General features: G+C 72.8%; 28 protein-coding genes. 19 read left to right on the top strand and 9 right to left on the bottom strand.

The window, feature by feature from the left end; translation table 11 throughout:
• The first annotated feature begins 32 nt into the window (after positions 1-32).
• The 3 genes from J4N02_RS11630 to J4N02_RS11620 all read left to right on the top strand — a co-directional run bounded on the left by J4N02_RS11630 (position 33) and on the right by J4N02_RS11620 (position 3,363).
• The gene (locus J4N02_RS11630; RefSeq protein ID WP_260519430.1) at positions 33-1,220 is read left to right on the top strand and encodes a 5-(carboxyamino)imidazole ribonucleotide synthase; all 1,188 of its coding nucleotides are present in this window, start codon (positions 33-35) and stop codon (positions 1,218-1,220) included.
• Position 1,221: 1 nt separating this feature from the next.
• Positions 1,222-1,731, top strand: a complete 510-nt coding sequence (purE, locus tag J4N02_RS11625; protein ID WP_188333077.1) for a 5-(carboxyamino)imidazole ribonucleotide mutase — start codon at positions 1,222-1,224, stop codon at positions 1,729-1,731.
• Between the two features lie 96 nt (positions 1,732-1,827).
• Positions 1,828-3,363, top strand: coding sequence for an LCP family protein (locus tag J4N02_RS11620; RefSeq protein WP_188333076.1), 1,536 nt, complete (start codon positions 1,828-1,830; stop codon positions 3,361-3,363).
• Between the two features lie 6 nt (positions 3,364-3,369).
• Here J4N02_RS11620 and J4N02_RS11615 read toward each other — a convergent pair whose 3' ends face one another.
• Together J4N02_RS11615 and J4N02_RS11610 are read right to left on the bottom strand one after the other, a co-directional pair.
• On the bottom strand, positions 3,370-4,212 hold the full coding sequence (locus tag J4N02_RS11615) for a serine hydrolase (RefSeq protein ID WP_182818023.1): 843 nt from the start codon (positions 4,210-4,212) through the stop codon (positions 3,370-3,372).
• Between the two features lie 31 nt (positions 4,213-4,243).
• Positions 4,244-4,930: a TIGR03089 family protein gene (locus tag J4N02_RS11610; protein WP_188333075.1), complete on the bottom strand. Its 687-nt coding sequence runs from the start codon at positions 4,928-4,930 to the stop codon at positions 4,244-4,246.
• 35 nt (positions 4,931-4,965) lie between these two features.
• Between J4N02_RS11610 and J4N02_RS11605 the strand changes: the two genes are divergently transcribed.
• The 3 genes from J4N02_RS11605 (at position 4,966) to J4N02_RS11595 (ending at position 7,124) form a co-directional block, all read left to right on the top strand.
• Positions 4,966-6,042, top strand: coding sequence for a mannose-1-phosphate guanylyltransferase (locus J4N02_RS11605; RefSeq protein ID WP_188333074.1), 1,077 nt, complete (start codon positions 4,966-4,968; stop codon positions 6,040-6,042).
• Positions 6,043-6,053: 11 nt separating this feature from the next.
• Positions 6,054-6,746 (top strand): hypothetical protein, encoded by a 693-nt coding sequence (locus J4N02_RS11600; RefSeq protein ID WP_188333073.1) that lies wholly within the window; start codon positions 6,054-6,056, stop codon positions 6,744-6,746.
• Between the two features lie 120 nt (positions 6,747-6,866).
• Positions 6,867-7,124, top strand: coding sequence for a WhiB family transcriptional regulator (locus J4N02_RS11595; protein WP_182818028.1), 258 nt, complete (start codon positions 6,867-6,869; stop codon positions 7,122-7,124).
• Between the two features lies 1 nt (position 7,125).
• Here the strand turns inward: J4N02_RS11595 and J4N02_RS11590 are convergent, their stop codons facing one another.
• The gene (locus tag J4N02_RS11590) at positions 7,126-7,575 is read right to left on the bottom strand and encodes a metallopeptidase family protein (protein ID WP_188333072.1); all 450 of its coding nucleotides are present in this window, start codon (positions 7,573-7,575) and stop codon (positions 7,126-7,128) included.
• A 69-nt stretch (positions 7,576-7,644) separates the two neighbouring features.
• On the opposite strand from J4N02_RS11590, the gene J4N02_RS11585 reads away from it, so the two are divergent.
• From J4N02_RS11585 to ahcY, 7 genes are read left to right on the top strand one after another with little or no spacing between them, the layout of a single operon-like run.
• Positions 7,645-8,013: a DUF3499 family protein gene (locus tag J4N02_RS11585; protein ID WP_182818031.1), complete on the top strand. Its 369-nt coding sequence runs from the start codon at positions 7,645-7,647 to the stop codon at positions 8,011-8,013.
• 9 nt (positions 8,014-8,022) lie between these two features.
• Positions 8,023-9,384 carry a phosphomannomutase/phosphoglucomutase gene (manB, locus tag J4N02_RS11580; RefSeq protein WP_182818032.1) on the top strand — a complete coding sequence of 454 codons (1,362 nt, stop codon included), beginning with the start codon at positions 8,023-8,025 and terminating at the stop codon, positions 9,382-9,384.
• Positions 9,377-9,562, top strand: coding sequence for a Trm112 family protein (locus J4N02_RS11575; protein ID WP_188333071.1), 186 nt, complete (start codon positions 9,377-9,379; stop codon positions 9,560-9,562). Before manB ends, J4N02_RS11575 begins: the two co-directional genes overlap by 8 nt.
• A 2-nt stretch (positions 9,563-9,564) precedes the next feature.
• On the top strand, positions 9,565-10,581 hold the full coding sequence (locus tag J4N02_RS11570) for an SIS domain-containing protein (RefSeq protein ID WP_182818035.1): 1,017 nt from the start codon (positions 9,565-9,567) through the stop codon (positions 10,579-10,581).
• Between the two features lie 9 nt (positions 10,582-10,590).
• Positions 10,591-11,016, top strand: coding sequence for a type II 3-dehydroquinate dehydratase (locus tag J4N02_RS11565; RefSeq protein ID WP_182818036.1), 426 nt, complete (start codon positions 10,591-10,593; stop codon positions 11,014-11,016).
• Positions 11,013-11,873, top strand: a complete 861-nt coding sequence (locus tag J4N02_RS11560) for a 3-methyladenine DNA glycosylase (RefSeq protein WP_188333070.1) — start codon at positions 11,013-11,015, stop codon at positions 11,871-11,873. Before J4N02_RS11565 ends, J4N02_RS11560 begins: the two co-directional genes overlap by 4 nt.
• Positions 11,874-11,918: 45 nt before the next feature.
• On the top strand, positions 11,919-13,337 hold the full coding sequence (ahcY, locus tag J4N02_RS11555) for an adenosylhomocysteinase (RefSeq protein ID WP_182818039.1): 1,419 nt from the start codon (positions 11,919-11,921) through the stop codon (positions 13,335-13,337).
• A 15-nt stretch (positions 13,338-13,352) separates the two neighbouring features.
• Here ahcY and J4N02_RS11550 read toward each other — a convergent pair whose 3' ends face one another.
• Genes J4N02_RS11550 through J4N02_RS11540 form a run of 3 tightly spaced genes read right to left on the bottom strand, consistent with a single transcriptional unit; the run spans position 13,353 to position 14,739 of the window.
• The gene (locus tag J4N02_RS11550; RefSeq protein ID WP_182818040.1) at positions 13,353-13,961 is read right to left on the bottom strand and encodes a YgjV family protein; all 609 of its coding nucleotides are present in this window, start codon (positions 13,959-13,961) and stop codon (positions 13,353-13,355) included.
• Entirely contained in the window at positions 13,958-14,458 is a 501-nt protein-coding gene (locus tag J4N02_RS11545; protein WP_188333069.1) for a histidine phosphatase family protein, read from the bottom strand. The genes J4N02_RS11550 and J4N02_RS11545 overlap by 4 nt, the downstream gene beginning before the upstream one ends.
• Complete coding sequence (locus J4N02_RS11540; protein WP_182818042.1) at positions 14,455-14,739, bottom strand: DUF3039 domain-containing protein; 285 nt, start codon at positions 14,737-14,739, stop codon at positions 14,455-14,457. The genes J4N02_RS11545 and J4N02_RS11540 overlap by 4 nt, the downstream gene beginning before the upstream one ends.
• A gap of 42 nt (positions 14,740-14,781) precedes the next feature.
• Here J4N02_RS11540 and J4N02_RS11535 point away from each other — a divergent pair, with 42 nt between their 5' ends.
• The 4 genes from J4N02_RS11535 to J4N02_RS11520 all read left to right on the top strand — a co-directional run bounded on the left by J4N02_RS11535 (position 14,782) and on the right by J4N02_RS11520 (position 19,918).
• On the top strand, positions 14,782-16,143 hold the full coding sequence (locus J4N02_RS11535; RefSeq protein WP_188333068.1) for an MFS transporter: 1,362 nt from the start codon (positions 14,782-14,784) through the stop codon (positions 16,141-16,143).
• 120 nt (positions 16,144-16,263) lie between these two features.
• The gene (locus tag J4N02_RS11530) at positions 16,264-16,758 is read left to right on the top strand and encodes a MarR family winged helix-turn-helix transcriptional regulator (RefSeq protein WP_182818044.1); all 495 of its coding nucleotides are present in this window, start codon (positions 16,264-16,266) and stop codon (positions 16,756-16,758) included.
• Positions 16,759-16,799: 41 nt separating this feature from the next.
• Positions 16,800-18,944 carry a 4-alpha-glucanotransferase gene (malQ, locus tag J4N02_RS11525; protein ID WP_182818045.1) on the top strand — a complete coding sequence of 715 codons (2,145 nt, stop codon included), beginning with the start codon at positions 16,800-16,802 and terminating at the stop codon, positions 18,942-18,944.
• On the top strand, positions 18,941-19,918 hold the full coding sequence (locus J4N02_RS11520; protein WP_188333067.1) for an acyl-CoA thioesterase: 978 nt from the start codon (positions 18,941-18,943) through the stop codon (positions 19,916-19,918). Before malQ ends, J4N02_RS11520 begins: the two co-directional genes overlap by 4 nt.
• Positions 19,919-19,958: 40 nt before the next feature.
• Here the strand turns inward: J4N02_RS11520 and J4N02_RS11515 are convergent, their stop codons facing one another.
• The 3 genes from J4N02_RS11515 to J4N02_RS11505 form a co-directional block, all read right to left on the bottom strand.
• Entirely contained in the window at positions 19,959-20,303 is a 345-nt protein-coding gene (locus J4N02_RS11515; RefSeq protein ID WP_188333066.1) for a CGNR zinc finger domain-containing protein, read from the bottom strand.
• 383 nt (positions 20,304-20,686) lie between these two features.
• Positions 20,687-21,334 carry an isochorismatase family protein gene (locus J4N02_RS11510; protein WP_182818049.1) on the bottom strand — a complete coding sequence of 216 codons (648 nt, stop codon included), beginning with the start codon at positions 21,332-21,334 and terminating at the stop codon, positions 20,687-20,689.
• Positions 21,334-22,677 (bottom strand): nicotinate phosphoribosyltransferase, encoded by a 1,344-nt coding sequence (locus J4N02_RS11505; RefSeq protein WP_182818051.1) that lies wholly within the window; start codon positions 22,675-22,677, stop codon positions 21,334-21,336. Before J4N02_RS11505 ends, J4N02_RS11510 begins: the two co-directional genes overlap by 1 nt.
• Positions 22,678-22,706: 29 nt before the next feature.
• Here J4N02_RS11505 and clpS point away from each other — a divergent pair, with 29 nt between their 5' ends.
• Both clpS and J4N02_RS11495 read left to right on the top strand, forming a co-directional pair.
• Positions 22,707-23,018, top strand: a complete 312-nt coding sequence (clpS, locus tag J4N02_RS11500; protein WP_182818053.1) for an ATP-dependent Clp protease adapter ClpS — start codon at positions 22,707-22,709, stop codon at positions 23,016-23,018.
• On the top strand, positions 23,015-23,569 hold the full coding sequence (locus J4N02_RS11495) for a DUF2017 domain-containing protein (protein ID WP_188333065.1): 555 nt from the start codon (positions 23,015-23,017) through the stop codon (positions 23,567-23,569). Before clpS ends, J4N02_RS11495 begins: the two co-directional genes overlap by 4 nt.
• Positions 23,570-23,634 lie beyond the last annotated feature (65 nt).

The following is a 23,634-nucleotide window of genomic DNA, read 5'->3' as shown; positions in this document are numbered from 1 at the left end:
CCCCGAACGCGAAGCCAGATAACCTTCACCGGGTGACGGACCTGACCATCGGCATCGTGGGCGGCGGGCAACTCGCCCGCATGATGAACGAGGCGGCGACGCCGCTCGGGCTGGGCGTGCGCCTGCTGGCCGAGGCCGAGGGCACCTCGGCCGCCCAGGTCGTGCCGGGCGCCGACGTGGGCGACTACACCGACGCCGCGACGCTCGGCGCGTTCGCCCGGGGCGTCGACGCGGTGACCTTCGACCACGAGCACGTGCCCACCGACCTGCTGCGCGGGCTGCAGGACGCCGGCACCGCCGTCCGCCCGGGCCCCGACGCGCTGGTGTACGCCCAGGACAAGGCGGCCATGCGCGAGCGCCTGACCGGCCTCGACATCCCGGCCCCGGCGTGGCGGGTGACGCGCACGCCCGAGGAGTTTGTCGCGTTCGGCGACGAGATCGGCTGGCCGCTGATCGCCAAGACCTCCCGCGGCGGCTACGACGGCAAGGGCGTGTGGAAGGTCGACGGCCCCGACGGCGCCGCCGAGCCGTTCGCCGCGCTGGGCCGGGCGCTCGGCCCCACCGAGCGGGTCTCGGACGCCGCGGGCTCGGCCCAGGACGCCGGTGTCGTTATCGTGGCCGAGGAGTTCGTCCCCTTCACCCGCGAGATGTCGGTGCTCGTGGTGCGCCGACCCGGCGGGGAGTCGGTGGTCTACCCGGTCAGCGAGACCGTGCAGCGCGACGGCATCTGCCACGAGACCACCACGCCGGCCCCCGGGCTCGACCCGGCCTACGCCGTCGAGATCCAGGCCTTCGCCACGCGCATCGCCGACGAGCTGGGGGTGGTCGGCGTCCTCGCGGTGGAGCTGATGGAGCGCCCCACCGGCGAGGTCGTCGTCAACGAGCTCGCGATGCGCCCCCACAACACCGGCCACTGGACCATCGAGGGCGCGGCCACCAGCCAGTTCGAGAACCACCTGCGGGCCGTCCTCGACCTGCCCCTGGGCTCCACCGACCTGACCGCGCCGGTGGTCGTGATGAGCAACGTCCTCGGCGGGTCCAACCCCGACCTCGTCGGCTCGCTCCCGGTCGTCCTGGCCAACCCCGACGTCCGCGTCCACCTGTACGGGAAGTCGGTCAAGCCCGGCCGCAAGGTCGGGCACGTCACGGTCCGCGGCACCGACGTCGCGGCCACGCAGGAGGCCGCGCGCGCGGCGTCCGCCCACCTGGAAGGAGCCTGACATGCCCAAGCACGCCGCCCCCCAACAGCCCCGGGTGGGGATCGTCATGGGGTCGGACTCCGACTGGCCCACCATGCAGGCCGCCGCCGAGGCGCTGGCCGAGTTCGACGTCCCGTACGAGGCCGACGTCGTCAGCGCCCACCGGATGCCGGAGGACATGGTCCGCTACGGCCGCGAGGCCCACTCCCGCGGGCTGGAGGTCATCATCGCCGGCGCCGGGGGAGCGGCCCACCTGCCCGGCATGCTCGCCTCGCTGACCCCGCTGCCGGTGATCGGCGTCCCCGTGCCGCTGAAGTACCTCGACGGCATGGACTCGCTGCTCTCGATCGTGCAGATGCCCGCGGGCGTCCCGGTCGCGACGGTCGCGATCGGCAACGCGCGCAATGCCGGCCTGCTGGCGGTGCGCATCCTCGCCGCGGGCGACCCCGAGCTCACCGACCGCATGCTCGCCTTCCAGGACGAGCTGCGCGCGGTCGCGACGGCGAAGGGCGCCAACGTCCGCGGCAGCTGAGCGCCCCGGACACGCCGTCGGGCCTCCCCGCCCGGGCGCGCGGCACCCGCAAGACTGGACCAACCGATCCTGCTGTCTTCCCCCAGAGGTGTAGGTATGTCCGACGCTTCCCCGCCGACGGTCCGCGAGCGCAGTGAGCGCGTCGCGTTCCGCCGCGGCATCTCGCTGCTCGCGTTGACCCTGCTCGTGCCCGGCTCGGCCCAGGTGATCGCCGGCGGACGGGGCGTGGGACGGTTCGCCCTGAGGGTCTGGCTGGTCGTCGTCGCCGCCCTCGTCTCCTTCATCGCGCTCGCCCTCCTGCGCCGCGACTGGGCGCTGGCCGTGTATGCGCACCCGGTCACCCAGTGGGTCGCCTCGGTCGTCGTGGTCGTGCTCGGCGTGGGGTGGGCGCTGCTGTTCCTCGACGCCTGGCGCCTCTCGCGCCCGCGGGGCATGGGACGCCGCGGCTGGGGGATGGCCGCCCTGTCCGGCCTGCTCGCCCTCGGCATCGGCTTCGGGTCGATGCAGGCCTCGGCGCTGTCCCGCAGCCAGGCCGAGCTGTTCGGCTCCGTCTTCGGCGGGGGCGGCACCGCCGTGGCCCACGACGGCCGCATCAATGTGCTCCTGCTCGGCACCGACGCCGAGCCCGACCGCCCCGGCATCCGCACCGACACGATGATGGTGGCCTCGGTCAACGCGACCACCGGCCGCACCGTGCTGTTCAGCCTGCCGCGCAACCTGCAGTGGGCGCCGTTCCCGCGCACCTCGCCCCTGTTCCAGCTCTACCCGCGCGGCTACTGGTGCGAGGACCAGAGCTGCCTGCTCAACGCGGTCCACTCCGAGGCCGAGAAGCATCCCGAGCTGTTCACCGGCGTCAAGGACCCCGGCCTCGCCGCCACCCGCGACGTCATCGCCGAGACCCTCGGGCTGAAGATCAACTACTACGCCATGGTCGACATGCGCGGCTTCGAGTCGCTCGTGGACGCCCTCGGCGGTGTCACGCTCGACATCGCCAAGGCCGTCCCGATCGGCGGAGGGTCGTCGAAGGTGGAGGGCTACATCCAGCCCGGCAAGGGCGTCCACCTCGACGGGTTCCAGGCGCTGTGGTTCGCCCGCTCGCGCCACGGGTCGTCGGACTACGAGCGCATGGCCCGCCAGAAGTGCGTGGTGAACGCGCTCGCCAAGCAGGCCACCCCGCTCAACGTCGTCACCCGCTTCACCGAGCTGGCCCGCGCCGGCAGCGCGATGGTGCGCACCGACGTGCCCACCAGCCAGCTGGCGCGCCTCGCCGAGCTGGCGGACGCCGGCCGTCGCCTCCCGATCGCCTCGGTCAGCTTCGCGCCGCCGCTCATCGAGCCGGTCAAGCCCGACCTCGGCCTCATCCGGCAGACCGTGAATGACACCATCGCCGCGTCCGTGGCCCTCGACAAGGAGGCCCGGGAGCAGGCGCAGGCCGAGCCCGCGGCGTCCGGTGGGGCGGCGTCCGGGGAGGTGGCCGCGCCGGTGGAGAAGGTGGAGCGGCCCGCCGAGCCCGTGTCGGGCGGGGCCGAGGAGGCCAAGCCCGTGGTGGCGAAGACCGCGCCGAAGACCGACGCGACGTTCAGCGAGGAGCGCCGGACCGAGGACCTCACCGAGATCTGCGGCGTCTCCTGAGGCGGCTCAGGCCAGCTCGCCCTCAAGGATGTCGAACAGGTCGGCGCCGATGGCGTCCACGAGGGCGCGGCCCTCGTCGAAGGTCGGCATGCGGCTCATGATCGCGGCCACGTAGCTGCGGCCCTTGCCCTGCACGTAGCCCATCGAGTTGACGCCCCACAGGTTGTCGATGCTCTTGAACTGCACCCAGCCGTTCTTCATGCTCACGTGCACGACGTTGCGCTCGCGGTCGTGGCCGACGCCCCACGTGTGCCCGGGGTTGGTCTTGGACATCAGGTCGAGCAGGTAGAGCTGGTCCTCGACGTGGATGGCGGGGGAGCCCTTCACCAGCAGCTCGGCCAGCTTGCGCTGGTCGTCGGGGGTGGTGTTGGTCCAGGACCAGAACTCGCTGCGGTCGTCGCCGTGCGTGTTGGGCAGGCCCAGCTCGCGCGCCAGCTCGGTGTAGGCGTCGCGCCCGCCCACCTTGGCCCACAGCTCGTCGGCGGGGTCGTTCTCGGAGTCGATGATCGCCCGGGACGCGCGGCCGTAGTCCTCGAAGGACAGCTCCTCGCCCGCCTCGCGCGCCTGGACGAGCGCCATCAGCACGATCATCACCTTGGCCATCGACGCCGACTGGCTGACGTAGTCGCCGTGCCAGGCGAATTCGGCCCCGGTGCGGAGGTCCTTGACCGAGACGCCCAGCTGGTCGGTGTTGGCGCCGTAGGCGTCCATGACCTGCTGCAGCTGGTCGCGCACCGAGCCGGTGGGGGACGCCGACGGCGTCACCAGCGGGGCCGGAGCCTTCGAGCACGCCGCCAGCGCGGCGGTCGAGGCGGCGCCCAGCAGCAGGGCGCGGCGCGACACGGTCATCTCGGGTCCTTCCTCGGGGCGGGGCGACCCCTCATGCTACGAACCGCGCCTTCTCGGCGGACGCCGTGCGCGCCGGGTCCCCGTCGGATTCGGTGAACACGACCGAGCCGCCCCCGAGGATCGCGCGGGCCAGCAGCGAGACCGCCTCCCACGCGGTGGCGGGGCGGGCCAGCACGCGGTCGGTGATCGGCTCCAGCGCGGCCACGTCGCCCACGGTGAGCGTCCGCCCGCCGTCGGCCCAGGCGGGGGAGTCGAGGGGTGCGGAGGTGGAGGCCGCGGCGTCCGGCTGGGCGAGCGCCTCGGAGGAGTAGTCGGCGACGCCGTCGGGCAGGTCGGCCAGCGCCCGGCCCCACGGGTCGAGCGAGCACGCGAGCGTCGTGGGGGCGACCGGCCGGGGGTCTATCGGCCCGACGACCGCGGCGTCGGCGTCCGGGTCGTCGAGGTGGGCGGGCAGCCCGGCCCGCCACAGCGCGAAGGGCCAGACCAACCCCATCCAGTGCGCCGGGCGGTCGGCCAGGACCGGCAGGGAGACGACGTCGCCGTCGGCCATGCCGAGGTCGTCGAGGAGGTTCACGGTCTTGGCCACCCAGTTGGCGAAGCTGGCCACCGACAGCTCGGTGCGCTCGCCCGCGGGCCCGTAGTGGGTGAGGAGCGGTGCGCCGCCGGCGGTGCGGGTGAGGCGGTCCAGATGGGCGCTGACCGGGCGGAGTGGGCTCACGGGGCCAGCATAGGTCGGCCGCTAGCATCGGCGTCATGCGCTACGTCGTGATCATGGCGGGCGGCTCGGGCACGCGCCTGTGGCCCCTGTCCCGCAAGGGTACGCCCAAGCAGCTCCTCAAGCTGATCGGCGGCACCAGCCTGCTCCGGCTGGCGTTCGAGCGCGCGATCCGCGTCGTCCCGCCCGAGCGGGTGCTCGTGGTCACCGGCGCCGCCTACCTGGACGCCGTGGCCGAGGACCTCCCCGAGGTCCCGGCCGCCAACCTGCTCGGCGAGCCCGAGGGACGCGACTCCCTGAACGCCGTCGCGTGGCCGGCCGCCGTCCTGGCCGCCCGCGACCCCGAGGCCGTCGTCGCGCACCTCACCGCCGACCAGCTCATCGAGCCGATGGAAGCCTTCGTCACTGCCCTGGAGGAGGCCTTCGCCGTCGCCGAGGCCGACGACCGGGCCCTGGTCACCCTCGGCGTGGTGCCGACCAGCCCGCACACCGGCTACGGCTACCTGCACCGCGGCGAGGCGCTCGACGGGTTCCCCACCGCCTGCGCGGTGCGCGAGTTCCGCGAGAAGCCGGACGCCGACACCGCGGCCGCCTACCTCGCGTCGGGGGAGTACTGGTGGAACGCCGGCATGTTCGTCTGGCGCGCCGCCACCTTCCTGGAGCAGCTGGCCGCCCTCGAGCCCGAGACCCACGCCCGCGTGGCCGAGCTGGCCGCGCACCCCGACCGCCTCGGCGCGATCTTCCCGACCCTGCGGAAGACCTCGGTCGACTTCGGGATCATGGAGCCCGTCTCGCAGGGCCGGGCCACCGGCCGCGTGGCCGCCGTCGCGCTGCCCATCGACTGGCGCGATGTCGGCGGGTTCGCCTCGCTGGCCGAGGTGCTGGCCGCCGACGAGCACGGCAACGTCGTCGAGGGCCTCGCCGTGGCGCGCGACGCCGCCGACAACCTCGTCATCAACACCACCGGCGACCACGTCGTGGCCCTGGCGGGGGTGAACGGCATGGTCGTGGTGCACACCCCCGACGCCACGCTGGTCACCACGCTGTCCGGCGCCGAGGCCGTCAAGTCCCTCGTCGCGGCCGTCTCCGACGCCGCCGGACCCGAGTACACCTGAGGAAGGCACCCATGGTCGAGAACCTGTTGAGGCTCCGCGAGCCCGTCGCCTGGATCGTCGTCGGCGTGACCGCCGTCGGCATCGTCCTGGCGGTGGTCCGGTTCGTGCTCGCGCTGGGGACCGGGGCGCCGTTCTCCGCGGCCGCCCAGGACGTCTCCCTCGAGGCCATGAGCCTCACGCTGCTGATGGCCCTGGTGGCGCTGGTCACCGCGTGCGTGTTCCAAGCGCCGGTCCCGAGCGCCCGCCGCCTCGTCGCCGCGGCCGCCACCGTCGTGACCATCGGCACCCTGCTCACCGTGCTCGGCGCGCTGCTGGGCCTGCCCGCCTCCTCGGGGGCGCTCGCGGTCGTGCTCGAGGTGCTGGGCGGCCTGCTCGACGTGGTGCTGAAGATCGTCGGTGCGGTCACCCTGTGGCTGATCCACCGCGGCATGAGCGCCGGGCGGATCCAGGTCGCCCCGGCCGTCGTGGCGGAGGAGGCGCCGGCGATCGCCGAGGCGTCCGAGCCCGCGCCGCCGGCCCCGACGTGGGCCCCGGACGCCGCCAGCGGCAGCGTCTGGACCTCCGCCAGCGACGCCGCCAGCGGTGCGCAGCCGAGCGGCTGGGGCGTCCCCGGGGGCGGCACGGGCTGGCAGCCGGTGACCCGCCCGGCCCTCGACGCGGGGGAGCCCGAGGCGCGTCCGGAGGGCACCGACGGGCGGCCCTGAGCCGGGCCATCGGTGGGATTTGTCGACAGATTTCCCCGATCCGGCTTGACGGATCGCTAATGACAAGGGTGTAATTCCCTTGTCAAGCATCGTCGTCGGCGAGTCGAGGAGGGTCCACGGATGCGCGAGCTCACGGTTGTCGGCCACGTCGACGAGGGCGTCCTGGGGTGGCAGGAGCGTGCCCTGTGCGCCCAGACCGACCCCGAGGCCTTCTTCCCCGAGAAGGGTGGCTCGACGCGTGAGGCCAAGAAGGTCTGCCAGACGTGCGAGGTCCGGGCCGAGTGCCTGGAGTACGCGCTCGGCCACGACGAGCGCTTCGGCATCTGGGGCGGCCTCTCCGAGCGCGAGCGCCGCAAGCTGAAGCGCCGCGCCGTCTGACCTAGTCGTCCCAGTCGTCGTCGGCCCGGTGGCCGTCGGGGTCGATGTCGTCGACCGGGATGCCGGTCGCCTCGCTCAACTGCTCCACGATCGTGCGGAACACCAGGATCCGCAGGCCCTGCCGTGTCTGCGCCCGCCGCTCCAGCGGCCGCCGGAACACCACGACCTGGCCGTTCCGGTCGGGCAGCGCCGAGACCGCCGCCGCCAGGGGGACCCGGTCCTGCGTCCAGCCCACGCCGACGTCGGGCACGTCCTCGATCCCGACGTCCATGGACGTCAGCGCCTGCGGGCAGTGCTCCTGGATCTGCGCGAGCGCGTCGTGGACGCACATCACGAAGAACTGCGCCTTGGTCTGGCGCGACCGCAGGGGCACCGGCGCGCCGGTGTAGGGGTTGGGCCACGCGAGCCGGCCGCGCATCCCGCGGTTGTGCCGGTCCCGGTGCTTGAGCATGGCCGTCACTCTAGCCCGCGCGGGTGTCGCAGCCGGGCGCCGGGCCGGGCGGCCGGTAGCGTGCCTCGGGTGAAGCAGCGGTTGTGTTCGCGCACGGGCTGCGGCCAGATGGCCGTGGCGACCCTGACGTACGCCTACTCCGACCGCGCCGCGGTCGTGGGCCCGCTGGCCCTGCGCCACGAGCCGGGCTCGCACGACCTGTGCCGCGACCACTGCGCCGGCCTGTCGACGCCCCGCGGCTGGGAGCTGATCCGGCTCCCGCTGGAGGAGGGCGGCCCCGTGCACACCGCCGACGACCTGCTCGCGCTGGCCGACGCCGTGCGCGAGGTGGGCCTCACGTGGGACGACCCGCGCCCCGCCGCCCTCGCCGAGCCGGTCCTGACCCGGCGCAAGGGCCACCTCGGCGTCGTGGCCGACCCGGGTGGTACCAGCCGATAGTCTTGCGCGGTGATCACGGCGGGAATCTTCAAGGCCAACGACATCCGCGGCGTCATCGGGGCGCCCGGTGCCGAGTGGGACCTCGACGGCGTCCGTGCCGTGGGTGCCGCCTTCGTCGAGGTCTTCGGGCTGGCCGGTGCCGAGTTCGTCATGGGCCGTGACATGCGCGTCACGGGGGCCGAGGTGGCCGCCGCGTTCGCCGAGGGCGCTCGCGCCCAGGGGGCGTCGGTCGTCGACGCCGGCCTGACCAGCACCGACGAGCTCTGGTTCGCCTCGGGCACGCTCGGCCTGCACGGCGTCCAGTTCACCGCCTCCCACAACCCCGCCGAGTACAACGGCGTGAAGTTCTGCCTGCCCGGCGCCGCGCCGGTCCCCGCCGACGCGCTGGTCGCGATGCGGGACGCGGCCCTGGGTGCCCGGCCCGCCCCGGCGTCCGAGCCCGGCGGGTACCGCACCGTCGACGTGCTCGACGCCTACGTCGCCCACCTGCACCACCTGGTCGACCTGACCGGGCTGCGCCGGCTGAAGGTCGTCGTGGACGCCGGCAACGGCATGGCCGGCCTCACCACGCCCGCCGCCTTGGGCTCGCTCGACCTCGACCTCGTGGGGCTCTACCTCGACCTCGACGGCACGTTCCCGAACCACATGCCGAACCCGCTCATCCCCGAGAACCTCCTCGACGCCCAGGCCGCGGTGCGCGAGCACGGCGCCGACGTCGGCCTGGTCTTCGACGGGGACGCCGACCGCTGCTTCATCATCGACGAGCGCGGCGAGGTCGTCTCGCCCTCGATCGTGACGGCGATGATCGCCACGCAGGAGCTCGCCCGCGAGCCCGGCGGCACGATCGTGGTCAACAAGATCACCTCGCGGTCCGTGGCCGAGGCAGTGGACGCCGCGGGCGGCCGCCTCGTCGTCAGCCGGGTCGGGCACACCAGCGTCAAGGCGCACATGGCCGAGCACGACGCGGTCTTCGGCGGGGAGCACTCGGCGCACTACTACTTCCGCGACTTCTGGGGCGCCGACACCGGCATGCTCGCCGGCCTGCACGTGCTGGCCATGCTCGGCCGCGGCGAGGCGTCGATGTCCGAGCTGGCCGCCCGCTACGCCGGGTGGGAGCCCTCCGGCGAGATCAACTCGACGGTGCCCGCCGTGGCGCCGGTGCTCGACCGCGTGCGCGCCGCGTTCGCCGGGCGTGGCACGATCGATGAGGAGGACGGCACCACGATCTCCACCGACGACTGGTGGGTCAACGTGCGGCCGTCCAACACCGAGCCGCTGCTGCGGCTCAACGTCGAGGCGCGCGACGCGGCCACCATGGCCGCCCTGCGCGACGAGGCGCTGGCTGTCATCCGAGGAGGAAACGATGAGTGACCTGGTTCCCGGCGTCCTGGAGCTGCTGGTCTGCCCGGCCTGCCACGGCCAGCTGACCTGGGCCTACGAGGTGTCCGAGCTGGTGTGCACGTCCCCTGAGTGCGGGCTGGCCTACCCGGTGCGGGGCGGCATCCCGATCCTGGTGGTCGACGAGGCACACGCGCCCGAGGCGAAGTGACCATGGCGTCGGAGTTCGACGAGTCCCGGCTCGACGACCCGGCGATCCTCGCCGAGTCCGACCACCTGCTGCGCCCGCTGGCCGAGGCCGGGGCGCGCCTGCGTCGCGAGTCGGCCGCCGCCGAGGCGGCCATCGCGTCGCTCGCCGGCGAGCAGCGGCCCCGCGCCGTCATCGCGGTCGGGCCCGAGGCCCGCCTGCTGCGCGCGGTGCTCGAGCCCGTCTGCCCGGTGCCCTTCGTGGCGTGGCCCAACCTGGGCCTGCCCGGCTGGGTCGGCCCGCTCGACCTCGTCGTCGTGCTCGGCGGCGGCCAGGCCGCCGCGACCTGCGCCCACGAGGCCCTGCGCCGCGGCTCGCGCCTGCTGGTGACCGCGCCCGAGGACTCCTCGCTGGCGCGCCAGGCCGAGTCCCGCGCCACCACGCTGCTGCCGGTCTCGACCGCCGACCCGATGCCCGCCGCGATCGTCGCGCTGGCCGCGCTGCACGAGATGGGGCTGGGCGCCCCGATCTCGCCCGCCGCCGTGGCCGACGCGCTGGACGCCGTGGCCCTGGAGTCCGCCCACGGCGTCGACATCGCCGCCAACCCCGCGAAGATGGTCGCCCTCGAGCTGGCCGACAGCCAGCCGGTGGTCTGGGGCGGGTCCGTGCTCGCCGCCCGGGCGTCCCGCCGGGTCGCCGAGGCCGTACGCACGGCGTCCGGTCGGGTGGCCCTGGCCGCCGACGCGACCGAGCTGCTGCCGATCCTGGCCGCCGTCGCCCCGCGCGACCCGTTCGCCGACCCGTTCGAGGCGTCCGAGGACGCGCGCCCCACGCTCGTGGTGGTCGACGACGGCCTGGGCGACCCCGAGCACGCCGAGCAGCGCCGCGCGCTGGAGGAGAACGCCCGGGTGATGGACGTGCGGGTCACCGAGCTCGCCCACACCGAGGGATCCACGATGGAGCGGTACGCGACCGTGCTGGCCAAGGGCCTGTTCGCCGCGGCCTACCTGCAGGTCGGCCTCGGCCGCGAGTACCGCCGCTAGGAGGATGGCATGAAGGTCCTGGTGTTGAACGGGGTCAACCTCGGCCGGCTGGGCACGCGCCAGCCCGAGGTCTACGGGGCGACCACCCACGCCGAGCTCGCCGAGCACCTGGTCGGGACCGGCCGCGGGCTCGGCCTCGACGTCGAGGTGCGCCAGACCGACAGCGAGGCCGAGATGGTCGGCTGGCTGCACGAGGCCGCCTCGACCGGGGCCGCGGTGGTCATCAACCCAGCCGCGTGGTCCCACTACTCCTACGCGATCGCCGACGCCGTCGTGCAGGTCGAGACGGTGGTGGAGGTGCACATCTCGAACGTGCACGCGCGCGAGGAGTGGCGTCACCAGCTCGTCATCTCGCCCTACGTGGTGGGCACGATCATGGGCCTGGGGCTCGGCGGCTACGACCTGGCGCTGGCCCACCTCGCCTCGCGGCAGTGATCCTCGCCGAGTCGCAGTGGCACCCGCTCGCGGACGCCCACGCCGCGGCCGTCGACGAGCTCGCGGCCGCGCACCTGGAGCGCCGCCGCCGCGGCGAGAAGCACCCGGTCGAGGACTTCCTGTGGACTTACTACTCCCACCGCCCCGGGCAGCTGCGCCGCTGGTATCCCGGCCCGGGCGTCCGGCTGGAGGGGGCGTCCGAGCGGCTGGCCTGGCGGTACCACCGCGAGGTCGACGGCCTGGTCGAAGTCGACATGGCCGCCTACCTGGCCGACCGGGGTGACACGGTCGCGTTCGTCCGCCGCCTCCTGGCCGCGACCCGCGAGCGCCCGGCCCAGTGGTCGTGCTTCGGGCTGCACGAGTGGGCGATGGTCTACCGCACCGACGCGACCCGGCACGCGTGGCCGCTGCGCCTGGGCGCGGACGGCACCGACGCGGTGGTCGAGGCCCACCAGCTGCGGTGCACGCACTTCGACGCGTTCCGCTTCTTCACCCCGGACGCCGTGGGCCGCAACCTGCACGCCCCCACCCGCGAGCGGCAGGTCGAGCTGGAGCAGCCCGGCTGCCTGCACGCCTCGATGGACACGTACAAGTGGTCCTACAAGCTGGTGCCCGGCGTGCCCTCCGACCTCGTCATGGACGCCCTCGCCCTGGCCCGCGACGCCCGCGAGCTGGACATGCGCGCCGCGCCCTACGACCTGGCCGCGCTCGGCGTGGAGCCGATCCGGATCGAGACACCCGAGGGCAAGGCGGCCTACGTCGCCGAGCAGCGCCGGGTCGCCGACCGCGGGGACGCCCTGCGCGCCCGCCTCGTCGCCGCCTGCGACGCCCTGCTCGGCGCCGGGGTCGCCGCGTAGCACCCGGGCGTCCGGCCCGCCGCCGGGACGGTAGGGTTGCCCCTCGTGGACTACAAGGTTGCTGACCTGAACCTGGCCGACTTCGGCCGCAAGGAGATCACCCTCGCCGAGCACGAGATGCCCGGCCTGATGGCGATGCGCGAGCGCTACGGGGCGTCCAAGCCCCTGGCCGGCGCCCGGATCGCCGGGAGCCTGCACATGACCGTGCAGACGGCGGTGCTGATCGAGACGCTCGTTGGGCTGGGCGCCGAGGTGCGCTGGGCGTCCTGCAACATCTTCTCCACCCAGGACCACGCCGCCGCCGCGATCGTCGTCGGCCGCGACGGCACGCCGGAGGACCCCAAGGGCGTCCCGGTGTTCGCCTGGAAGGGCGAGACGCTGCCGGAGTACTGGTGGTGCACCGAGCAGATCCTGTCCTGGCCCGGCGGCCAGCACCCGAACATGATCCTCGACGACGGCGGCGACGCGACCCTGTACGTCCACAAGGGCGTCGAGTACACCAAGGCCGGCGCGGTGCCCGAGCCTGCGGCGTCCGACTCGGCTGAGTGGAAGGTGATCCTGCAGACGCTGCGGAACTCCTCGCTCAACTTCGTGGAGCTGGCCAACAGCATCCGCGGGGTGACGGAGGAGACCACCACCGGCGTCCACCGCCTCTACGAGATGGCGAACGCCCAGGCGCTGCTGTTCCCGGCGATCAACGTCAACGACTCGGTGACGAAGTCCAAGTTCGACAACAAGTACGGCTGCCGGCACTCGCTCATCGACGGCATCAACCGCGCCACCGACGTGCTCATCGGCGGCAAGGTCGCGGTCGTGTGCGGCTACGGCGACGTCGGCAAGGGCTGCGCCGAGAGCCTCGCGGGGCAGGGCGCACGCGTCATCGTCACCGAGATCGACCCCATCTGCGCGTTGCAGGCGTCCATGGACGGCTACCAGGTCGCGACGCTGGACGACGTGGTGGGCATCGCCGACATCGTCGTCACGGCCACCGGCAACCGCGACGTCGTCACCGCCGACCAGATGGCGCAGATGAAGCACAACGCGATCGTGGGCAACATCGGCCACTTCGACAACGAGATCGACATGGCCGGCCTCGAGGCGACCCCCGGCATCGAGCGGCAGAACATCAAGCCGCAGGTGGACCGCTGGATCTTCCCCGACGGGCACGGCGTGATCGTCCTGTCCGAGGGGCGCCTGCTGAACCTCGGCAACGCGACCGGCCACCCCAGCTTCGTGATGAGCAACAGCTTCACCAACCAGGTGCTGGCCCAGGTCGAGCTGTTCACCAAGCCCGAGGAGTACCCGACCGGCGTGCACGTGCTGCCCAAGCACCTGGACGAGGAGGTCGCCCGGCTGCACCTCGACGCGCTCGGGGTGAAGCTGACCACCCTGACCGACGCGCAGGCCGACTACTTGGGCATCCCGGTGCAGGGCCCGTACAAGGCGGAGAACTACCGGTACTGAGCCCTTCGCCGGCGGTCAGGAGAGGTCGAGCACGTACGCGTTGCCCTCGGGCCGGAAGCCGACCAGCTCGAGGTAGTTGCGGTGCACCGCCGTGTGCGCGTGCGCGACCAGGCGGGTGAACCCCGCCTCGGTGAAGGTCGAGCGACCCTGCCCGAACAGCCACTTCGCGCCGAGGCTGTCGCGGTAGGCCGGCGTCACGTAGTCGAGCTTGACCAGCAGCTCCTTGCCCGCGGGCTCGCCCACCAGCACGCCGGTGGGGAGGCCGTCGCGGTTCACCAGGCGGATGAAGGTGTCCTCGTCCGCCGGGTGGTAGGCCGGCTGGCTGGTGGCGATGTCGTCGGCGTGGGCGCCGAGGAAGTCGGCCAGGAACGGTGACTCGGGGCGCATCGGGACCGCCGTGAACGTGGACGAGGTGCCCAGCTCCTTGCGCAGGCGGACGATGTTGGCCACCGCGACCACCGCGTTGGTGAGCGCGACCGGCCAGGCGCCGATGAGCACGGCGTAGACGACGAAGATGATCGAGCCGACCAGGGAGACCCACCGGAGCTTGACCAGCGACTTCATCATGAAGGACGCCGCGATCAGCGCCGATGCGACGTACCCGACAACCTCCACCCAGTTCATCCGCGCGGCACCTCGAAGGCCTCGAGGGTGCAGGCACCGGGGGCGAGGGCGTCCCAGTCGCCGCGGGTGGTGAGCACCGCGATCGCCGAGGTCGGGAACTTCACGGCCACCTCGTCGCCGAGCCGCGAGGGGGCGGCCAGCGTGCCGATCACGTCGCTCAGCGTGGGCTCGTGGCCGATGATCGCCACGGTGCGCGCGGCTGCGGGGAGGGCCTTGAGGATGTCGACGACCTCGGGCGTCCACGCGTGGTAGAGCGCGTCGGTGGTGCGCACGTCGTCACACGCCAGGCCGCCCATCTCGAGGCACTGCCAGGTCTGCTGCGCGCGGGTGGCGGGGGAGACCAGGACGACGTCGACGCCGAGCGGCGCCAGCTGCTGGCCGGCCACGACCGCGTCACGCGTGCCGCGCGGGGACAGCGGGCGGTCGATGTCGGGGTCGTTGGTCTTCCACGAGCTCTTGCCGTGGCGGACGACGACGATCGTCCGGGGCCGGGTCATGACTCCTGACCGCCGTCGCCCTCGCCACCGCCCTCGCCGCCGCGGAAGGTCTCCCAGATCTCCTTGCACTCGGGGCAGACCGGGAACCGGTCGGGGTTGCGGCTGGGCACCCAGACCTTGCCGCACAGGGCGACGACCGGCGTCCCCATGACCATCGCCTCGGTGAGCTTGTTCTTCGGCACGTAGTGGCTGAAGCGCTCGTGGTCGCCCTCGTCGAGCCGGAACTCGGTGCGCTCGTCGACGACCGTCTGCGAGCCGGGTGCGGGTGTCAGCTGGGTCATGCGTTTCATCCTAGGCGCGAATGGGTGGTGGAATGGGGGATCGTGTCCGCCCCATCCTCGCGCCGCGCCCTGACCGTCGGCCTGTTGACCTGCGTCACGGCCGTCGCCTTCGAGGGCATGGCCGTGGTCACCGCCATGCCCGCCGCGGCCGCGGACCTGGGCGACCTCCACCTCTACGCGTGGGCGTTCACGGCGGTGATGATCGCGCAGCTGGTGGCGATCGTGGTGGCCGGGCGGGTCACGGACGCCGTGGGCCCGGTCCGCCCGCTGCTCGTCGGGCTGGTCGTGTTCGCCGTCGGGGTCGTGGTGGCGGCGCTCGCCCCCTGGATGCTGGTGCTGCTGGTCGGCCGGTTCGTCCAGGGCCTGGGCGGCGGGGCCGTCGCGCTGACGCTGATGGTGGTCACCGCCGTGGCCTACGACCCCGCCGAGCGTGCGCGGGTCATGACCTGGTACTCCGCTTGCTGGATGCTGCCCTCCTTCGTGGGGCCGGCCGTCGCGGCGTGGCTGAGCGAGACCTTCTCGTGGCACTGGGTGTTCTGGGCGGTGCTGCCGTTCGTGGCGCTCGGTCTGGCCCTGATGGCGCCCGGGCTGGCGCACCTCGCGGCGCGCGAACCGGACGCCGACGCCGGCGAGGCCGACCCCGTGCCCGTCCACGCCGCCGTGGCCGTCGCGGCCGGCATCGCGCTGCTCCAGGTGGCCGGGCAGCGGCTCGAGCCGTTGTCGCTGCTGTGGCTGGTCGTCGGCCTGGTCCTGGTGGGGATGTGGTTCCGGAGGCTGATGCCCCGCGGGTTCGCACCCGCGGCGTCCGGCCTGCCGTCGGTGGTCAACACCCGCCTGCTCGTCTCGGGGACGTTCTTCGGCACCCAGGCCTTCCTGCCCCTCATGCTCACCACCCGCGGGGTGCCGCTGCAGCTGGCCGGCGTGGTCATCACGCTCGGCTCGGTGGGCTGGATGGGCGGGTCCTGGCTGCAGGCGCGCCCGTGGCTGCGGCTCTCCCGCGACCGGATCATCGTCGCCGGCGCCACCAGCGTGGCGGCCGGGACGGCGCTGCTCGCGGTGGCGGGCTGGTGGGGCGGGTCCTCGCTGGTGCTGCCGCTGGCCGCCAGCCTGCTCGCCGGGGTGGGCATGGGGCTGCAGAGCTCGTCCACGGCGCTGGCCACGATGCAGCTCTCGCCGGCCGCCGAGATCGGCCGCAACACCAGCTCGCTGCAGGTGGGGGAGACGACCGGCAACGCGCTGCTGACCGGCGCGGCGGGGACGATCTTCGCCGCGCTGGCCGCCTCGGCCCCCGACGCGGTCACGTTCGGCTGGGTGATGACGGCGCTCGTGGTACCCGCCCTGCTCGGCCTCCTGGCCGCGCGGTCGATCGGATACGTGGCGAACCACTCGCTGGCGTCGGCCTGAGCACTTGGGCACGGCCCGGTCACGATTTGTGCAACACCTTCGTACAAAGCATCTCGGTGGCTAGAATCTCGACACCAAGCTTCTCGCTGCCGAGAGCTGGGTAGCCAGGAGGTACGCAAGATGGACGAGGTGGACAGGATCCTGCAGGCGTGGGCCCGTGAGACGCCCGACCTCGACGTGTCCCCGTTGCGCGTCCTCTCGCGGGTGAGCCGCTTGGCACGCCATCTCGACTTCGAGCGTCGCGACGCCTTCGCCATCCACAGCCTCGACACCTGGGAGTTCGACGTCCTCGCCGCGCTGCGCCGCGAGGGCCCGCCCTACGAGCTGTCGCCCGGCCAGCTGATCCAGCAGACCCTGTCGACCTCCGGCACCATGACCAACCGCATCGACCGCCTCGCCGCGCGCGGCTTGGTCGAGCGCCTCCCCGATCCGCGCGACCGTCGTGGGGTGCGCGTCCGGCTGCTCACGCCCGGACGCGAGCTCGTCGAGGCGGCCCTGGCCGACCTGCTCGAGCGCGAGCAGCACATCCTCGACGGCCTGTCGATGGGGGAGCGCGAGCAGATCGCCGCGCTGCTGCGCCGCCTCGTCCAGCCGTTCGAGGCCGACCCCGCCTGAAGTTTCGGTCGGGAGGCCCCGACTGCACTAGGGTTGAGGGCATGCCCTTGACCAACCGCGTGCTGGCCGACCTCGCCGCTGCCTTCGGCATCTCCACCGAGTTCTGGGACTGGAAGGGTCGCCTGACCGAGGTGGACGACGCCACCGTCGTCGGCATCCTCGCCGGCATGGGCGTGGACGCCTCGACCGACGAGGCCGCCCACCAGGCGCTCACCGACGAGGCCCTCCGTCCCTGGCGCCGCGGGCTGCCCCCGTGCACCGTGATGCAGCAGGGTTCGCAGGCCCACGTGAACGTGCACGTCCCGGCGGGCTCGCCGGCGTCGGTGCACATCCGCCTCGAGGAGGGCGGGCGCTGGGAGGCGTGGCAGGTCGACAACCACGAGCCCGACCGCGAGATCGACGGCGCGTGGGTGGGTGAGGCCACCTTCGCCCTGCCCGCCGAGCTGCCGCTGGGCTACCACCGCCTGGTCCTCGAGACACCGGGCAGCACCGTCGAGGAGACGCTGGTCGTCACGCCGCGCTTCCTCGGCTTCCCCGAGGCGATGGGCAACCGCCGGGTCTGGGGCTACGCGACGCAGCTGTACAGCGTGCGCTCGGCCAACTCGTGGGGCATGGGCGACCTGATCGACCTCGGCGACCTCGCCACGTGGTCGGGCACGCAGCACTTCGCCGACTACCTGCTGGTCAACCCGCTCCACGCCGCGCAGCCGATGCCGCCGCTGGAGCCCTCGCCGTACCTGCCGAGCTCGCGCCGCTACGTGAACCCCCTGTACGTGCGCCCCGAGTTCATCCCCGAGTACGCGACGCTGAACGAGAACAAGCGCCGGCGGATCGCCGACATCAAGGCCGAGCTCGACAAGCAGCTCGCCGGGTCCGACCGCATCGAGCGCAACGCGATCTGGCTCGCCAAGCTCGCCGCGCTGCGGATCGTCTACGACGAGGGCCTCTCCGAGGTGCGGATGATGGCCAAGGAGAGCTTCGTCCGCGCCGAGGGGCGCACCCTGTCGCAGTTCGCGACCTGGTGCGTGCTGGTCAGCACGTTCGGGCTGAACTGGCGCGAGTGGCCGGCCGAGTACCTGCGGCCCAGCTCGCCCGAGGTGGCCGCCTTCGCCGCCGAGTACGCCCGCGACGTCGACTTCTTCGTCTGGCTGCAGTGGGTGGCCGACAACCAGCTCCGCGAGGCGCAGTCCGCCGCGCGGGCCGCCGGCATGAAGGTCGGCATCATGAACGACCTGGCGGTGGGCGTGAGCCGCTCCAGCGCCGAGGCGTGGGTGCTCGGCGACGCGTTCGCCCAGGGCGTCAGCGTGGGCGCCCCGCCGGACCACTACAACCAGCTCGGCCAGGACTGGGGCCAGGCCCCGTGGCGTCCGGACCGGCTCGAGGACCTCAGCTACGCGCCGTTCCGCGCGATGGTGGCCGGCAACCTGCGCCATTCGGGCGGCCTGCGCGTCGACCACATCATGGGCCTGTTCCGCCTGTGGTGGATCCCGGAGGGCCTGCCCCCGACCGAGGGCGCCTACGTGCGCTACAACCACGAGGCCATGGTCGGCATCCTGCTGCTCGAGGCCCAGCGCGCCGGCGCGCTCGTCGTGGGCGAGGACCTCGGCACCGTCGAGCCGTGGGTCCGTGACTACCTCCGCGATCGGGGCATCCTGGGCACGTCCGTGGCCTGGTTCGAGATGCAGGACGGCGGCGTCCCCCTGCCTCCCGAGGCCTACCGCGAGTACTGCATGGCGTCGGTCACCACGCACGACATGCCGCCGACGGCCGGCTACCTCGCCCTGGACCACATCCGGCTGCAGCACAGCCTGGGCATGCTCACCGAGTCGCTGGACGAGGAGCTCGCCCTGGCCGAGCGGACCTTCGACACCTGGAACCGTGGGCTCGTGCAGCGCGGCTTCCTCGTCGAGGGCGAGACCGACGTGGCCGAGAAGGTGCTGGCCATGCACCGCTGGATCGTCGCCTCGCCGGCGCGGGTGCTGTGCGCCGCGCTCACGGACGCCGTGGGCGACCGCAAGACGCAGAACCAGCCGGGCACCGTCGACGAGTACCCGAACTGGCGCGTGCCGCTGTCGGGCCCCGACGGCGAGCCGCTGTCGCTGGAGGAGGTCTTCCGGTCCGAGCGCGCCGCCCGGTTGGCCGCGGTGATGAACGACTTCAGCGTGCACGCGATCGGGAGGCGATGAGGCTGTCTGAGATCGAGCACGCGCACGTGGGCGGCCAGAAGAGCGTCGTCCTGCGGTTCCTCGCGGCGCCGATGGACGCCAATGTCCGCGGCTACGTGGGCGGCGGCAAGATCCTGGAGTGGATCGACAAGGCCGGCTACGCGGCCGCCGCGGCCTGGTCGGGGCACTACTCGGTCACCGGCTACGTCGGGAACATCCACCTGCACCGCGTCGTCAACGTGGGCGACATGGTCGAGGTCGAAGCGCGCGTGGTCTACACCGGCCGCACCTCGCTGCAGGTCGTCTGTACCGTCACCAGCCACAACCCGCGCGAGGACGTGCGCGTCACCAACACCCAGTGCCTGCTGGTCTTCGTGGCCATGGACGCCGACGGCAAGCCCACGCCCGTGCCCCCGTTCACGCCGGAGGACGACTGGGAGCGCGAGGAGAACGAGCGCGCCCAGATGCTGACCGCCGTGCGCCGCGAGGTCGAGGAAGCCATGGCGGTGCAGGTGTACTCGGACGCCACCGAGACCTGCCGGGAGACCCTGCGGTTCCTGGCCGCGCCGACCGACGTGAACTGGGGCGGCAAGGTGCACGGCGGCTACGTCATGCACTGGATCATGACCGCCGGCAAGCTCGTAGCGGAGCGGTGGTTCCACGGTCACGCCCGCGCCACCTACGCCGGCGGGTTCCGGTTCTACCGGCCCATGTACATCGGCGACATCGTCGAGGTGGACGCTCGGCTCATCTACACCGACGGCTCCGAGATGCACGTCTCGGTGTGGGTGCGCTCCGGTGACCCGCGCCGGACCGAACTGCAGACCACCACGCACTGCACGATCGTCTACACGGCCCTGGGCGAGGACGACCACGAGGTGCCGGTGCGCCCGTGGGTGCCGCGCCTGCCCGAGGACCGCGCACTGGAGCGCCACGCGACCGACCTGATCCAGATCCGCTCGCGGCTGGGCCGGAGCCAGCCGCACCAGTACTGAGGTGTGACACTGGCGCAGGCCTGCCTCGTGCCCCCGGGGCTCACCGGACCCGTGCCCGCGCCCGGGCTGACTGTCGAGCACGGCACCGCGGCGAGCAGAAGCGCCGCCGTCGGCCGTCGCCCGCGTCGAGGAACGGGGTACGGCAGTCGGGCGCCTCGCAGGGCCTGACGCGGTCGGCGTACCCGCTGAGGTGGATGTTCGTCGCCTCGGTGAGCAGGACGCCCACGACCGCCAGCAGGAACGGGCCGAGCGTGGGGCACCGCCCAGCGGTGTCGCGCGGCAGCGTGGGGTCACGCTCGTACCACGGTGGCAGGGGCACGTGCGGCAGCGCGGACGCCGTGACCTCCACCCCCGGCAGCTCGTGGTCGGCCAGTTCCTCCTCCACGGACACCCGCGCCTGCCAGTCGTCGAGCGCCTGGTTGAGGAGCTCGCGGCCGGCCGAGGCGTCCTCGCCGAGCAGGGCATCGGACAGCTGCGTGCGCAGGGTGGTCAGGGCGTCGCGGGCGGTGTCCTCCTCGAGCTCGTCGCACGCCGACTCGTCCCACGCGGGGAGGTCGACGCCGTGGCGATGCGCCGCTGGAGGCCGCGAGGAGATCAGCCTGCCCCGAGCACGCTCGGCGAAGAAGTGGCTGTGTCTCCTGGCGCTCTTGCCGTTGTCGGGCGCGGATCCGTCAAGATTCGGGCCCCAGATTTGACGTTGCGGAGCGGCGCACCGGCAAAGGCGCCACGCGACACCTCAGGGAAATCGCGGGGCGCGCTCCGGCCGCGTCAGTCCTCGAGACCGACGGCGTTCTCGTTCGTCTCGGGGTTCTCGGTGGTCCCGCTCACCCAGATGCCCTCGTCCTCCCACTCCTCGGCGAGGGTGGGCACGTTCGCCGGCGTGACCGCCGCGGTGAGGTCGAGCAGCACGGAGGTGTCGAACCCGGCCGCCGCCGCGTCGCGCGCGGTGGCGTTCACGCAGTGGTCGGTGGCGATCCCCACCACGTCGACCGCGGTGACCCCGCGCTCGCGCAGGAAGTCGGCCAAGCCGAGCCCAGAAGCCGCGTCCGTGCCTTCGAAACCCGAGTAGGCCGCGGTGTAGTGCCCCTTGTCGAAGACGCCGGCGAAGTCGGGGGCGCCGAACTCCGGGTGGCTGACGAGGTTCGGGTGGAAGTCGGCACCCGGCGTCCCGACGACGCAGTGCGGCGGCCACGAGTCGACGTAGTCGGGGCTGTCGGAGAAGTGCGCCCCCGGGTCGATGTGGTGGTCGCGGGTGGCGACGACGACGTCGTAGCCGTGGTCCCCGGCGAGCAGCTCGGCGATGGACGCCGCCACCGCAGCCCCGCCGGCCACGGCGAGCGAGCCGCCCTCGCAGAAGTCGTTCTGGACGTCGACGACGACCAGGGCGCGTGCGGTGGGTGCGGTCGGGGTGCTCATCAGGCCTCCGGGGCGTAGGGGTTGAAGGTCTGGTCGCCCTCGGCGTCCAGCATGATCGTGACGATGGCGGGGTAGCCCTTGCTCATCTTGAACGCCGCGCTCGGCAGCTCGCCGCGCACGCGCAGGTGCCGCTCGCGTCCCGCGGACAGCGGCTCGCGCCCGACGATCTCGCCGCCGCGCACCAGCTCGACCAGCAGCGGACGGTCGTTGTGGTCGCCCTCGGGCGGGGCGCCGACGCCGATGACCTCCGCCTCGGCGATGCCGTTGGCGTCCAGCCGGCGCAGAGCGAACTTGCGGCCGCCGACCGACCCCTTGTTGAGCGACTTCTTGGCGACGGGCTCGAGCGGGGCGGCTGGGTCCTCGGAGTCGGCGCGGGAGACGAGCTTGTAGACGAACCCGCAGGTCGGGGCGCCCGAGCCGGTGACCAGCTGCGTGCCCACGCCGTAGCCGTTGACCGGGGCGGCGCGCAGGGCGGCGATCTGGAACTCGTCCAGGTCGGAGGTGACGATGATGCGGGTGTTCACCGCGCCGAGGGAGTCGAGCAGCCTGCGGACATCCACGGCCTGGGTGAGCAGGTCGCCCGAGTCGAGGCGGACGGCGCCGAGGCGTCCGTTGGTCAGCTCGACGCCCTTCGTGACCGCCTCGACGACGTCGTAGGTGTCGACCAGCAGGGTGGTGTTGGTGCCGAGGGCCGCCAGTTGGGAGCGGAAGGCGTCCTCCTCGGTGTCGTGCAGCAGCGTGAAGCTGTGCGCGGCGGTGCCGGCGGTCGGGACCCCGAAGGAGCGCCCCGCCTCCAGGTTCGACGTCGACGCGAAGCCTGCGATGTACGCCGCCCGGGCGGCGACCACCGCCGACCACTCGTTGGTGCGCCGCGAGCCCATCTCGATGCAGGGGCGGTCGCCGGCCATCGCGGTCATGCGGGACGCAGCCGACGCGACCGCGGAGTCGTAGTTGAAGATGCTCAGCAGCACCGTCTCCAGGACGACCGCCTCGGCGAAGCTGCCCTCGACCACCATGATCGGCGAGCCGGGGAAGTAGATCTCACCGTCGGGGTAGCCCCAGATGTCGCCGGTGAACCGGTAGGTCGCCAGCCACTGCGCGACCTCGTCGTTGACGACCTTCGCCTCGCGCAAGAACGACACCGTCTCGTCGTCGAAGCGGAAGTTCTCGACGGCGTCGAGCGCGCGCCCCGTGCCGGCCACGACGCCGTAGCGGCGCCCCTCGGGGAGGCGGCGGGGGAAGAGCTCGAACACCGACCGGCGGAAGGCCGTTCCGGAGCCCATGGCGGCCTGCACCATGGTCAGCTCGTAGTGGTCGGTGAGCAGGGCGGTCGTCTCCAGCATGGTTTCAGACTAGTGACACAATGGGCGCCATGTCGTCGCCCGAGGTTCCGGTGGGGCCGGCGTCCGGCACCGCGGTGGCCGAACGCCCGGCCGAGGTCGTGCAGGCGCTGACGCCGTGGGTCACCATCGTGTGGGACGACCCCGTGAACCTGATGAGCTACGTCACCCACGTGTTCGTCACGTACTTCAAGTTCGACAAGCCCAAGGCCCACAAGCTGATGATGCAGGTGCACACCGAGGGGCGAGCCGTCGTCGCGTCGGGCACGCGCGAGGAGATGGAGCAGCACGTGAACGCCATGCACGCGTACGGGCTGTGGGCGACCCTGGAGAAGGACGAGTGATCCCCTTCCACCGCGACGGCACCGACCTGGTCGCCGAGCTGGACGACTTCGAGGTGGCGCTGGTCACCTCCCTCGTAGCCCAGGTCAACGAACTCATCGGCGGAGCGGGGGAGCCCGCGGCGTCCGACGACCCGTTCGCCCGCTGGGCGCGCGAGCTGCGCAGCGAGCCGCTCGACCGCTCCGACCCGGTGGTGGCGCGGCTGTTCCCCGACGCCTACGAGGACGAGGTCGCCGCGGCTGAGCACCGCCGCTTCTCGCAGGACGCCCTGCGCCGCCAGCGGATCACCGACTCCGAGGTGGTGCTGGCCGACCTCGCCGCGACCGCCGACGGGAAGGAGCCGCTCGTCGTCGCCAAGGCCGACCTCGACGCCTGGCTGAAGACCCTCAACGGCGTGCGGCTGAGCCTCGCGGTGCGGCTGGGGATCGAGTCCGAGGACGACCACGCCGACCTCGAGAAGCTGCCCGCGCGGGACCCGCGGACGCAGCTCGTGGCGCTCTACGACTGGCTCGGGCTGGTGCTGGAGTCCCTCCTCGAGGCCGCCCACTCCTGAACCGGGGAGACTTTCGCAAGGAACTTGTTGCCAAAAGGGCACTACTACTGGCGGTCGTAGGGCAA

The sequence above is a fragment of the Propioniciclava sp. MC1595 genome, assembly GCF_017569205.1.
Lineage (GTDB): Bacteria > Actinomycetota > Actinomycetes > Propionibacteriales > Propionibacteriaceae > Propioniciclava.
This window is presented reverse-complemented; position numbering and strand designations above follow the sequence as displayed.

What these genes read in the sequence shown, in the direction of transcription:
- J4N02_RS11570 (WP_182818035.1), top strand. Translation starts at nt 9,565, where the DNA reads ATGGCGTCGGAGTTCGACGAGTCCCGGCTCGACGACCCGGCGATCCTC.
- malQ (WP_182818045.1), top strand. Translation starts at nt 16,800, where the DNA reads ATGCCCTTGACCAACCGCGTGCTGGCCGACCTCGCCGCTGCCTTCGGC.
- J4N02_RS11595 (WP_182818028.1), top strand. Translation starts at nt 6,867, where the DNA reads ATGCGCGAGCTCACGGTTGTCGGCCACGTCGACGAGGGCGTCCTGGGG.
- J4N02_RS11565 (WP_182818036.1), top strand. Translation starts at nt 10,591, where the DNA reads ATGAAGGTCCTGGTGTTGAACGGGGTCAACCTCGGCCGGCTGGGCACG.
- J4N02_RS11530 (WP_182818044.1), top strand. Translation starts at nt 16,264, where the DNA reads ATGGACGAGGTGGACAGGATCCTGCAGGCGTGGGCCCGTGAGACGCCC.
- purE (WP_188333077.1), top strand. Translation starts at nt 1,222, where the DNA reads ATGCCCAAGCACGCCGCCCCCCAACAGCCCCGGGTGGGGATCGTCATG.
- J4N02_RS11575 (WP_188333071.1), top strand. Translation starts at nt 9,377, where the DNA reads ATGAGTGACCTGGTTCCCGGCGTCCTGGAGCTGCTGGTCTGCCCGGCC.
- J4N02_RS11590 (WP_188333072.1), bottom strand. Translation starts at nt 7,575, where the DNA reads ATGCTCAAGCACCGGGACCGGCACAACCGCGGGATGCGCGGCCGGCTC.
- J4N02_RS11545 (WP_188333069.1), bottom strand. Translation starts at nt 14,458, where the DNA reads ATGACCCGGCCCCGGACGATCGTCGTCGTCCGCCACGGCAAGAGCTCG.
- J4N02_RS11615 (WP_182818023.1), bottom strand. Translation starts at nt 4,212, where the DNA reads ATGACCGTGTCGCGCCGCGCCCTGCTGCTGGGCGCCGCCTCGACCGCC.
- J4N02_RS11510 (WP_182818049.1), bottom strand. Translation starts at nt 21,334, where the DNA reads ATGAGCACCCCGACCGCACCCACCGCACGCGCCCTGGTCGTCGTCGAC.
- J4N02_RS11550 (WP_182818040.1), bottom strand. Translation starts at nt 13,961, where the DNA reads ATGAACTGGGTGGAGGTTGTCGGGTACGTCGCATCGGCGCTGATCGCG.
- J4N02_RS11600 (WP_188333073.1), top strand. Translation starts at nt 6,054, where the DNA reads ATGGTCGAGAACCTGTTGAGGCTCCGCGAGCCCGTCGCCTGGATCGTC.
- J4N02_RS11505 (WP_182818051.1), bottom strand. Translation starts at nt 22,677, where the DNA reads ATGCTGGAGACGACCGCCCTGCTCACCGACCACTACGAGCTGACCATG.
- J4N02_RS11540 (WP_182818042.1), bottom strand. Translation starts at nt 14,739, where the DNA reads ATGACCCAGCTGACACCCGCACCCGGCTCGCAGACGGTCGTCGACGAG.
- J4N02_RS11520 (WP_188333067.1), top strand. Translation starts at nt 18,941, where the DNA reads ATGAGGCTGTCTGAGATCGAGCACGCGCACGTGGGCGGCCAGAAGAGC.
- J4N02_RS11605 (WP_188333074.1), top strand. Translation starts at nt 4,966, where the DNA reads ATGCGCTACGTCGTGATCATGGCGGGCGGCTCGGGCACGCGCCTGTGG.
- clpS (WP_182818053.1), top strand. Translation starts at nt 22,707, where the DNA reads ATGTCGTCGCCCGAGGTTCCGGTGGGGCCGGCGTCCGGCACCGCGGTG.
- J4N02_RS11620 (WP_188333076.1), top strand. Translation starts at nt 1,828, where the DNA reads ATGTCCGACGCTTCCCCGCCGACGGTCCGCGAGCGCAGTGAGCGCGTC.